The organism is Streptomyces sp. NPDC058697 (genome assembly GCF_042715345.1).
In the GTDB taxonomy this organism is placed as follows: Bacteria; Actinomycetota; Actinomycetes; order Streptomycetales; family Streptomycetaceae; genus Streptomyces; species Streptomyces liliifuscus.
In genome coordinates, this window is record NZ_JBHXSU010000003.1 from 673,631 (window position 1) to 684,301 (window position 10,671).

7 protein-coding genes and 1 riboswitch are annotated in these 10,671 nt (G+C 70.8%); of the genes, 2 read left to right on the forward strand and 5 right to left on the reverse strand.

Going from position 1 to position 10,671, the window contains the following annotated elements; translation table 11 throughout:
- Nucleotides 1-246 precede the first annotated feature (246 nt).
- Entirely contained in the window at nucleotides 247-1,122 is an 876-nt protein-coding gene (gene bla, locus ACFWXQ_RS10730; RefSeq protein WP_383944332.1) for a class A beta-lactamase, read from the forward strand.
- Between the two features lie 106 nt (nucleotides 1,123-1,228).
- Here the strand turns inward: bla and metE are convergent, their stop codons facing one another.
- The 4 genes from metE to aceA form a co-directional block, all read right to left on the reverse strand.
- A complete protein-coding gene (metE, locus tag ACFWXQ_RS10735; RefSeq protein ID WP_383944279.1) occupies nucleotides 1,229-3,550 on the reverse strand; it encodes a 5-methyltetrahydropteroyltriglutamate--homocysteine S-methyltransferase in 2,322 nt (773 codons plus the stop codon).
- A gap of 163 nt (nucleotides 3,551-3,713) precedes the next feature.
- A riboswitch (cobalamin riboswitch) is annotated at nucleotides 3,714-3,938 on the reverse strand.
- Between the two features lie 10 nt (nucleotides 3,939-3,948).
- Nucleotides 3,949-4,833, reverse strand: coding sequence for a 3-hydroxybutyryl-CoA dehydrogenase (locus ACFWXQ_RS10740; protein ID WP_383944329.1), 885 nt, complete (start codon nucleotides 4,831-4,833; stop codon nucleotides 3,949-3,951).
- Between the two features lie 8 nt (nucleotides 4,834-4,841).
- On the reverse strand, nucleotides 4,842-6,449 hold the full coding sequence (aceB, locus tag ACFWXQ_RS10745) for a malate synthase A (RefSeq protein WP_383944276.1): 1,608 nt from the start codon (nucleotides 6,447-6,449) through the stop codon (nucleotides 4,842-4,844).
- 99 nt (nucleotides 6,450-6,548) lie between these two features.
- The gene (aceA, locus tag ACFWXQ_RS10750) at nucleotides 6,549-7,850 is read right to left on the reverse strand and encodes an isocitrate lyase (protein ID WP_383944274.1); all 1,302 of its coding nucleotides are present in this window, start codon (nucleotides 7,848-7,850) and stop codon (nucleotides 6,549-6,551) included.
- A 338-nt stretch (nucleotides 7,851-8,188) separates the two neighbouring features.
- Here aceA and ACFWXQ_RS10755 point away from each other — a divergent pair, with 338 nt between their 5' ends.
- Nucleotides 8,189-9,619, forward strand: coding sequence for a short-chain fatty acyl-CoA regulator family protein (locus tag ACFWXQ_RS10755; RefSeq protein ID WP_383944271.1), 1,431 nt, complete (start codon nucleotides 8,189-8,191; stop codon nucleotides 9,617-9,619).
- Nucleotides 9,620-9,679: 60 nt separating this feature from the next.
- Here ACFWXQ_RS10755 and meaB read toward each other — a convergent pair whose 3' ends face one another.
- On the reverse strand, nucleotides 9,680-10,666 hold the full coding sequence (gene meaB, locus ACFWXQ_RS10760; protein WP_383944269.1) for a methylmalonyl Co-A mutase-associated GTPase MeaB: 987 nt from the start codon (nucleotides 10,664-10,666) through the stop codon (nucleotides 9,680-9,682).
- Nucleotides 10,667-10,671: the final 5 nt, after the last annotated feature.

The following is a 10,671-nucleotide window of genomic DNA, read 5'->3' on the forward strand; positions in this document are numbered from 1 at the left end:
GGGCGTATGGGGTGTATGGGTCCTATGTGGCGTATGGGGCGCTGGGCAACCGGTTCGTCGTGTCGTGGCGTCTTGATCATCGAAAGGAACGTCACGCCCGCACGAACAGGAAGTACGGCCTTGGACACCACAGGATCCCGCTCCGGTCCCAGCACGAATTCCAGTTCCAGCACCAGCACCAGCTCCAGTTTCGGTCCCGGCTCTCGTGCCGCCCGCTTCAGCTCACGCCCGAGCCGCCGCACGGCACTGGCCCTGGGCGCCGGAGCGGCGCTGGCGGTCACCGCCCCGACGGCGGCGCATGCCTCGACCCCCGACGGCAAGGGCCTCGCCGGACAGCTGGGTGACCTGGAGCGGGAGTACTCCGCGCGCCTCGGGATCTTCGCCCACGACACGGCCACGGGCCGGACCGTGGCCTACCGCGCCGACGAACGCTTCCCGATGTGCTCGGTGTTCAAGATGCTCACGGCCGCGGCAGTCCTGAGGGACCTCGACCGCGACGGTGAGTTCCTGGCCCGGCGCATCCGGTACACCAAGGAGTACGTCACGGCCGCGGGCTACGCCCCGATCACGAGCACGGACGAGAACGTCGCGAATGGCATGACGGTCGAGGCGCTGTGCTCCGCCGCCGTCTCCCAGAGCGACAACGGCGCCGCGAACCTCCTCCTGCGCGAGCTGGGCGGACCGACCGCGATCACCCGGTTCTGCCGCTCGACCGGGGACAGGATCACCCGGCTCGACCGGTGGGAGCCCGAGCTGAACTCGGCGGAACCGTGGCGGAGGACCGACACCACCAGCCCGCGCGCCATCGGCCGGACCGGCGCGCGGCTCGTGATCGGCAGGGCGCTCCCGGCCGAGGACCGCGAACGGCTGACCGGGTGGCTGATCGCCAACACCACCAACACCGAGCGCTTCCGTGCCGGCCTGCCCAGTGACTGGACGCTCGCGGACAAGACCGGGGGCGGTTCGCAGTACGGGGTCGCCAACGACGTGGGCGTCGTATGGCCTCCCGGGCGGCCGCCCCTGGTGCTGTCGGTCCTGTCGACCAAGTACGCCGCCGACGGGCCCACGGAGAACCCGCTGGTCGCCAGGGCGGCCGAGCTGGTGGCGGCAGAACTCACCTGACGGGGCAGGGCCTCCGACGCGACGGCCGGGGACACAGGCGCCCCCGGCCGGTCGGATCGGATCAGCCGGACCGATCAGCCGGACCGGATCATGCGGATCGGTCGGATCAGCCGGTGGTGGGCAGTTCGGCGCGTACCGCCTGCGCGGCCGCGACCAGGTTGTCCAGGGACGCCCGGGTCTCGGGCCAGCCGCGGGTCTTCAGGCCGCAGTCGGGGTTGACCCAGAGCCGTTCGGCCGGGATGGCCTCAAGTCCCTTGCGCAGCAGGGCCGCCGCCTCGTCCGTGCTCGGCACGCGCGGGGAGTGGATGTCGTAGACACCGGGCCCGGCCTCGCGCGGATAGCCGTGCGCGGCCAGCTCGCGGGCGACCTGCATGTGGGAGCGGGCGGCCTCCAGGCTGATGACGTCCGCGTCGAGGTCGTCGATCGCCTGGACGATGTCACCGAACTCGGCGTAGCACATGTGGGTGTGGACCTGGGTGTCCGGCCGGACCCCGGCGGTGGTGAGGCGGAACGCCTCGGTGGCCCACGCCAGATAGCCGGGGCGGTCGGCGGCCCGCAGCGGCAGGGTCTCGCGCAGCGCGGGTTCGTCGACCTGGATGACCGAAGTCCCGGCCGTCTCAAGGTCGTTGACCTCGTCGCGCAGGGCGAGGGCGACCTGTCGGGCGGTGTCGCCGAGCGGCTGGTCGTCCCGGACGAAGGACCAGGCGAGCATGGTGACCGGCCCCGTGAGCATGCCCTTGACGGGGCGCCGGGTCAGGGACTGGGCGTACGTCGTCCAGCGCACCGTCATCGGCTCGGGGCGGGAGATGTCGCCGGCCAGGATCGGCGGACGGACGTAACGGGTGCCGTAGGACTGCACCCAGCCGTGCTGCGTGGCGAGATACCCCGTCAGCTGCTCGGCGAAGTACTGGACCATGTCGTTGCGTTCGGCCTCGCCGTGCACCAGGACGTCCAGGCCGGCCTTCTCCTGGAACGAGATCACCTCCTGGATCTCGGCCTTGATGCGCTCCTCGTAGCCGGCCGTGTCGATGCGCCCGGCCCGCAGATCGGCGCGGGCGACACGCAGTTCGGCGGTCTGCGGGAAGGAGCCGATGGTGGTGGTCGGCAGCAGCGGCAGACCGAGGTGGGCACGCTGCGCGGCGGCGCGTTCGCCGTACGGCTGGGAGCGGCGGGAGTCGGCGTCCGTGACCGCACCGACCCGCGCCCGCACGGCCGGGTCACGGGTGATGGGCGAGTTCGCGCGGGATGCCAGGGCGGCCCGGTTGGCGGCGAGTTCGCCGGTGATCGCGCCCGTGCCCTGGGCGAGCCCCTTGGCGAGGGTGACGACCTCGGCCGTCTTCTGCCGGGCGAAGGCGAGCCAGCGCAGGATCTGCGGCTCGATGTCCCGTTCGGCGGTGGCGTCGAGCGGCACGTGGAGCAGTGAGCAGGACGCGGCCACGTCGACCCGGTCGGCCAGTCCCAGCAGGGTGCCGAGCGTGGCGAGGGACTTGGTGAGGTCGTTGACCCAGATATTGCGTCCGTTGACCACGCCCGCGACCAGGCGCTTGCCGGGTAGTCCGCCCACCGCGGCCAGGGCGTCCAGGTTGGCGGCGGCCGCCTCGGTGAAGTCGAGCGCGAGGCCCTCGACCGGGGCCTTGGCCAGCACCGGCAGGGCGTCGCCGAGCCGGTCGAAGTAGGAGGCGACCAGCAGCTTCGGACGGTCGGTGAGTGCGCCGAGGTCGCGGTAGGCGCGCGTGGCGGCGTTCAGTTCGGCCGGGGTGCGGTCCTGAACCAGAGCGGGCTCGTCGAGCTGGACCCACTCCGCGCCCGCCGCCCGCAGATCGGAGAGGACCTCGGCGTACACCGGGAGCAGTCGGTCGAGCAGGGTCAGCGGGTCGAAGTCCGCGGCCACACCGGGCGCGGGCTTGGCGAGCAGGAGATAGGTGACGGGGCCGACGAGGACCGGCCGGGCGGTGAGGCCGAGCGCGAGGGCTTCGTGGAGCTCGGCGACCTGCTTCGCGGAGTCGGCGGTGAAGACGGTGTCCGGGCCCAACTCCGGGACCAGATAGTGGTAGTTGGTGTCGAACCACTTCGTCATCTCCAGCGGCGCCACGTCCTGGGTGCCGCGGGCCATCGCGAAGTAGCCGTCGAGCGCGTCGGCCTCGACCGCGGCGCGGTGGCGCCCGGGGATCGCGCCGACCATGACGCTGGTGTCCAGGACATGGTCGTAGTACGAGAAGTCGCCGGTCGGCACTTCGTGGATGCCGGCCTCGGCCAGCTGCCGCCAGTTGGTGCGGCGCAGTTCGGCGGCGGTGGCCCGGAGGGCGTCGGCGTCGACGCGGCCCTTCCAGTACCCCTCGATCGCCTTCTTCAGTTCCCGGCCCCTGCCCTGACGGGGGTAGCCGTACACGGTGGCCCGTGCCGCCGCGGCTGCGGACTTCGATGTCACGGAACTCTCCTTCGCGAGATGTCTCCCTGAGATCCCGGGACGGGACGTGGGCGCGAAGGGGTGACGAACCCGGCAGAGGCACCTCGCGCGGCATGCGCGGTCGTCCGCCGGATATGTACGCCTGACCCGCCCACGAGGTCACCGGGATTGTCCGTACGCGATCGGTCGCGCACGGGCAGATGGCAGGTCTTCGGACTCGCGGGCACGCCCTCCGTACGGAGGGCACCTACTGGCCGTCGCTTCCCAGGTCCCGCTTCTCGGGGCCCAGTGCGTATGACGGCGGTCGTTCCCGCTCACCGCTGCGGGGCAGTCCCGGATTCCCACCGGGTTCCCTCTTGCGACGCATCCCGCCTGGCGGACGGGGCGAACCAGCTGCACGGTCAGCTTAGGCCCTGCCGTCAAATGCCCGGCTGCCGGACGGCGTCGTACACGTGGAACCCGCGGCCCGTCTTACGGCCCAGCAGCCCGGCCTCCACCATCCGCTGGAGCAGCGGGGGAGGGGCGTAGAGCGGCTCCCTGAACTCGTCGTAGAGGGATTCCGCGATCGAGGCGACGGTGTCGAGGCCGATCAGGTCCGCCAGCCTGAGCGGTCCCATGGGGTGGGCGCAGCCGAGTTCCATGCCCGCGTCGATGTCGGTGGCGGTGGCGAAACCGGACTCGGCCATGCGGATCGCGGCCAGCAGATAGGGCACGAGCAGGGCGTTGACGACGAAGCCCGCCCGGTCCCGCGCGTGGACCACGGTCTTGCCGAGGACCCGGGTGGCGAAGTCCTCGACGGCCCCGACCGTCCCGGGCGCCGTGTGGAGCGAGGCCACGATCTCCACCAGCGGCAGCACGGGAACGGGGTTGAAGAAGTGCAGCCCGACGACCCGGTCGGCACGCCTCGTCGCCATGCCGAGCCGCATGATCGGGAGGGACGAGGTGTTGGTCGCGAGGATCGCCCCGGGATCCTCGACGATCTTGTCCAGCGCGGCGAAGACCTCCGTCTTGGCGTCCGCGTTCTCCACGACGGCCTCGACGACGAGCTGCCGGTCGGCGAGGTCTTCGAGGGCCTGGGTGAAGGCCAGCCGGTCGAGGGCGTCCCGCGCCGAGTCCCGGTCCAGCTTCCCGCGCCGCACCGCCCGGTCGAGGGAGGCCGACACCCGCTCCCGTGCGGCACGGGCCGCCATGGCGTCCACCTCGCACACGACGGTGTCGAGGCCGGCCCTGGCACACACCTCGGCGATCCCGGCGCCCATCCGGCCGCCGCCGACCACGCCCACCCGGCGGATGTCCCGGCTGATGTCCCCGCTCATGCTCGTCCCTCCCGATACTGTGCCTCCGCGTGCCGGACAAGGTGACGGCTGTAGGCGTCAGGGGTGAAGAACAACGGCAACTCGCCTGCCAGCGCGGTCCGTTCGAAGAGCTCCCGCACCTCGTCGAGGGCCGCCCAGGGGTACTGGGCGCCGAGCGCGGCGAGTTCGTCGTCGAGCAGCCGCTCCACGGTCTCCCTCTCGACCACCCGGTGCCGCAGCCACTGCCAGATCTGCACCCGCGTGATCTCGGCGGTCGCCGCGTCCTCCATCAGCCCGTCCAGGGCGACGGCCCCCTGCCCGCGAAGCCAGGCGTCGAAGTAGCGCAGGGCGACCGCGATGTTCGTACGCACGCCTTCCGGCGTGGGCGGCCCGCTGACACGGCGTACCGACAGCAGGTCCGCGGCGGTCACCTCCACGTCGTCGCGGGTACGGTCGATCTGGTGCGGCCGGTCGCCGAGTACGGTGTCGAAAACCTCCCGGCACACGGGCACCAGGCCGGGGTGGGCCACCCAGGAGCCGTCGAAGCCGTCCTCCGCCTCGCGCTCCTTGTCGAGGCGGACCTTGGCCAGAGCCGCCTCACGCGCGGCCGGGTCCCTGCCGGGCACCTGCGCGGCCATGCCCCCGATGGCATGGGCACCGCGCCGGTGGCAGGTGCGCACCAGCAGCTCGGTGTACGCGCGCATGAACGGCGCGGTCATGGTCACCTTCGCCCGGTCGGGCAGCAGGAAGTCGGTGCGGTGCCCGAAGGTCTTGATCAGGCTGAACAGGTAGTCCCAGCGGCCCGCGTTGAGGCCGGCGCTGTGCTCACGCAGCTCGTAGAGGATCTCCTCCATCTCGAAGGCGGCGGTGATCGTCTCGATGAGCACGGTGGCACGGACCGTGCCCCGGGGGATGCCGAGCAACTCCTGGGCGAGAACGAAGACGTCGTTCCACAGCCGGGCCTCGTACCGGTTCTCCAGCTTCGGCAGATAGAAGTACGGCCCGTACCCGGCGTCGATCTGACGCTGAGCGCAGTGGAAGAAGTACAGCCCGAAGTCGACGAGGGAGGCGGGTATGGGACGGCCGCCGAACTCCAGATGCTCCTCCAGCAGATGCCAGCCACGCGGACGCACCATGACAGTGGCGAGGCGGTCACCGAGCCGGTACTCCCTCCCCTCCGCTGTGCTGAAGTCGATCCGCCGCGAGATGGCATCCAGCAGGGTGAGCTGACCGCCGATGACGTTGTCCCAGGTGGGAGCGGTGGCGTCCTCGAAGTCCGCCATCCACACCTGCGCACCGGAGTTGAGCGCGTTGACGGCCATACGGCGCTCGGGCGGCCCGGTGATCTCCACCCGTCGGTCCTCCAGCCCGGGGGCCGGCGGTGCCACCCGCCAGGACCTGTCCCCGCGAACGGCAGAGGTGGCAATCGGAAAGTCGAGCGGAGCACCGGCCGCGATCCGTATCGCCTGCCGCCTGCGCTCCTTCAGGACCTCCTGCCGCCGCTCGCCAAAGGCACCGGCAAGCCGCCCGACGAAGTCCAGGGCGGCGGGGGTGAGAATCTCGTCGTGACGGTCGCCGGGAGCACCGAGGACGCGGACGTGATGAGTCAGTGAACTGATGGACATCGGGTTCTCCTCATGAACACGCGAACGAGGGTGGCGCCCCTTAAGGGGCGCGGGGAACTGCGCGACCAGCCACAACGCACCCGCACCCAACAACCGGACCTAGTGGAACTGCTCTTCCTCGGTGGACCCGGACAACGCAGTCGTGGAAGAGGCCGGATTCACAGCGGTGGACACCAGGTCGAAATACCCCGTCCCAACCTCCCGCTGATGCCGAACGGCAGTGAACCCGTGCCGCTGCGCGGCGAACTCCCGCTCCTGAAGGTCGACATAGGCCGTCATCCCGTGCTCGGCATAACCACGAGCGAGATCGAACATCCCATGGTTCAGCGAGTGGAACCCGGCCAGCGTGATGAACTGGAACCGATACCCCATCGCCCCCAACTCCCGCTGGAACTTGGCGATCTGGTCATCATCCAGCGCCGCCTTCCAGTTGAAGGACGGCGAGCAGTTGTACGCCAGCATCTGGTCAGGGAACTCGGCATGGATCGCCTCCGCGAACTCCCGCGCCTGCGCGAGATCCGGCGTACCGGTCTCGACCCAGATCAGATCGGCGTACGGGGCATAGGCGAGACCACGGGCGATGACCGGAGCCATCCCGCCCCGCACCCGGTAGAAACCCTCCGCCGTCCGCTCCCCGGTGACGAACTCGGCGTCCCGCTCGTCGACATCACTGGTGAGCAGGGTCGCGGCCAGCGCGTCCGTCCGGGCGACGACGACGGTCGGCACGTCCGCGATGTCGGCCGCGAGCCGGGCCGCGTTGAGGGTGCGGATGTGCTGCGAGGTCGGCACGAGAACCTTGCCGCCGAGGTGGCCGCACTTCTTCTCCGAGGCGAGCTGATCCTCGTAGTGGATGCCCGCGGCACCGGCCGCGATCATCGCCTTGGTGAGTTCGAAGGCGTTGAGCGGGCCGCCGAACCCGGCCTCCGCGTCGGCGACGATCGGCGCGAGCCAGTCCGTACGGTCGTCGCCGCCCTCGGCGGTGGCGATCTGGTCGGCCCGCAGCAGTGCGTTGTTGATGCGCCGGACGACCTGGGGCACCGAGTTGACGGGGTAGAGGCTCTGGTCGGGATAGGTGTGCCCGGCCTGGTTGGCGTCGGCGGCGACCTGCCAGCCGGACAGGTAGATGGCCTGGAGCCCGGCCTTCACCTGCTGTACGGCCTGCCCGCCGGTGAGCGCGCCGAGTGCGTGGATGTAGTCCTGCTCGTGCAGCTGCCGCCACAGCCGTTCGGCACCGCGCCGGGCCAGGGTGTGCTCCTCGCGGACGCTGCCGGACAGTCGTACGACGTCCTCGGCGCCGTAGGTGCGCTGGATGCCCCGCCAGCGGGGGTCCGAGGCCCAGCGCTGCGTGAGCTCCTCGGCCTGGGCCGCTGTCGTCCTCGCCGTCGTGCTCGCCTCTGTCATGGCCTTCACCGTCTTCCTCGGTTGCGCGATCTGCCAAGGTCCCTGGTTGCTGCAGAGGAACCTGGCACTGCATGCCTGTAAGTAAGATGCAGCCCGCCGTGCTGTTGCCTAGTGGAGTGCCGTCCGGCGGGCTGCACTGGAACTCTGGCACTGGCACTGAGTGCCATCAATGGTGGACGAATGCCAACTTCTGCGAATCTTCACGGCTCTGTTTGCCAAGTTTGCGAAGGGTGCGTTCGGTCGTTCTTCGCATACGCTGGCGACCGTCCGGTACGGGGCGACGGAACCGTTCGGGGACGGTCCGGGGACGGTCCGGGACGGGGCGACGGAGGAGTGCGGTGAGCAAGACCTACGCGGGGGCGCGGCTGCGAAGGCTGCGGGAGGAACGCCGGATGAGCCAGGCCGACCTGGCCCGCGCCCTGGCCATCTCGCCCAGCTATCTCAACCAGATGGAGCACGACTCGCGGCCGCTCACCGTGCCGGTCCTGCTGAAACTGACCGAGGCCTTCGGCGTCGACGCCGGCTTCTTCTCGGAGCGCGACACGAGCCGGCTGCTGGCCGATCTGAGGGAGGCGCTGGAGGGCGAGATCGCCGAGGCCCGGGTGTCCCCGTCCGACCTCGCCGAACTCGCCTCGCGGATGCCCGCGGTCGCCAAGGTTCTCCTCGACCTGGGCCGCCGCAACCAGCTCCTTGCCGAGCGGCTCGCCTGGGACGCGGACGGCCGGGACGGCACCGGGCACGACGGACCCCGCTCGCCCCACGAGGAGATCCGCGACTTCTTCTACCGCCGCCAGAACTACCTGCACGACACCGATCTCGCGGCCGAACGGCTCGCCGGGGACATCGGCATCGCCCCCGGGGACGTCCTACGGGCCCTGACGGCGGCACTCGCGGACCGGCACGGCGTGCGACTGACCACCGAGACCGGCAGTCACCTGCACCACACCGGCAGTCACCTGCACCACTACGACGAGGCGACCCGCACGCTCCACCTGTCCAACAGACTCCGCCCCGGACAACGCGCGTTCCGCATGGCGACCCAGCTCGCCCTGCTGGCGTACGGCGACGATTTGGACCGACTGGCCGCCCAGGACTTCCCCGCCGGTTCGCCCACGTACGCGCTCGCCCGCATCGGCATCGCCAGCTACTTCGCCGCCGCGCTGATCCTGCCGTACCGCACCTTCCACGCGGCGGCCGAAGAGGTGCGCTACGACATCGAGCGCCTCACCGACCGCTTCGGCCTCGGCTACGAGACCGTGTGCCACCGCCTGAGCACCCTCCAGCGGCCACGGCTGCGCGGAGTGCCCTTCTCCTTCGTACGGGTCGACCGCGCGGGCAACATGTCCAAGCGGCAGTCCGCGACCGACTTCCACTTCTCCCGCGCCGGCGGCACCTGCCCGCTGTGGAACGTCTACGAGGCGTTCGCGGCGCCCGGCCGCATCCATGTCCAGATCGCCGAAATGCCGGACGGCGGACGCTACTTGTGGACGGCACGAGCGATCACCCGCCATCGCGGCGGCTGGGGCGAGCCCGGCAAGACCTTCGCCATCGGCCTCGGCTGCGAGCTGCGCCACGCCTCCCGGCTCGTCTACTCCGACGGCCTCGACCTCGACAACGCCTCCGCCGCCACCCCCATCGGCATGGGCTGCCGCGTCTGCGAGCGCCTCGACTGCCCCCAGCGCGCCGCACCGCCCCTGGGCCGGCCGCTGCGGATCGACCAGAACAGCAGCACGTTCGTCCCGTACCCGGTGGCGCACCGGCCGGAGTGAACACGCGCAGCGCACGCCCACTCCGGCCCGGTCCCGCTCCCTCCGACCGGGATCCGGTACTCAGTCCGGCTCGCCGCCGAACGCCCGCAGAATGCGCTCGGCGGCGAGCGTGGCCGTCAACTCGCCGTTCCTGACCCGCTGTTCGAGATCGGGCCCGAGAGCGCGTACGGCGGGGTCGGAGTGCAGGCGGCCGAGGAGTTCGTCGCGCACCATCGTCCAGGTCCAGTCGACTTGCTGGTCACGGCGTTTGGCGGCGAGACGGCCGGACGAGTCGAGAAGTGTACGGTGCTGTTCGAGACGCTCCCAGACCGTGTCCAGGCCGGTCGACTCACGGGCACTGCAACTCAGCACCGGTGGCGTCCAGGCGGCGTCGGCGGGATGCATCAGCCGCAGCGCGCCCGCCAACTCCCTTGCCGCGCCCCGGGCATCACGCTCGTGCGGTCCGTCCGCCTTGTTGACGGCGATCACGTCGGCCAGCTCCAGGACGCCCTTCTTGATGCCCTGCAACTGGTCCCCGGTCCGGGCGAGGGTGAGAAGCAGGAACGAGTCGACCATGTTCGCGACGGCGGTCTCGGACTGGCCGACGCCGACCGTCTCCACGAGTACGACGTCGTAGCCGGCCGCCTCCATCACCACGATCGACTCCCGGGTCGCCTTCGCAACTCCGCCGAGCGTGCCCGCAGTTGGGGAGGGCCGGATGAAGGCCGCCGGGTCGACGGCCAGCCGTTCCATACGCGTCTTGTCGCCGAGAATGGACCCGCCCGTCCGGCTCGACGACGGGTCGACGGCCAGCACAGCGACCCGGTATCCGAGCGAGGTGAGCAGCGTGCCGAACGCGTCGATGAACGTCGACTTGCCCACGCCGGGGACGCCGCTGATGCCGATCCGCCGCGCCTGCCCGCTGTGCGGCAGCAGCTCGGTCAGCAACTCCTGTGCCATCGCCCGGTGTTGGGGCCTCGTCGACTCGACGAGCGTGATGGCACGCGCCACCAGCGCCCGCTTCCCGTCGAGCACGCCCTTCACATAGGTGTCGAGGTCGATCGCCATGGGGC

Bases quoted from the DNA above. Each gene is read 5' to 3' on its own strand.
- aceB (WP_383944276.1), bottom strand. From the start codon at position 6,449: ATGTCCATCAGTTCACTGACTCATCACGTCCGCGTCCTCGGTGCTCCC.
- aceA (WP_383944274.1), bottom strand. From the start codon at position 7,850: ATGACAGAGGCGAGCACGACGGCGAGGACGACAGCGGCCCAGGCCGAG.
- meaB (WP_383944269.1), bottom strand. From the start codon at position 10,666: ATGGCGATCGACCTCGACACCTATGTGAAGGGCGTGCTCGACGGGAAG.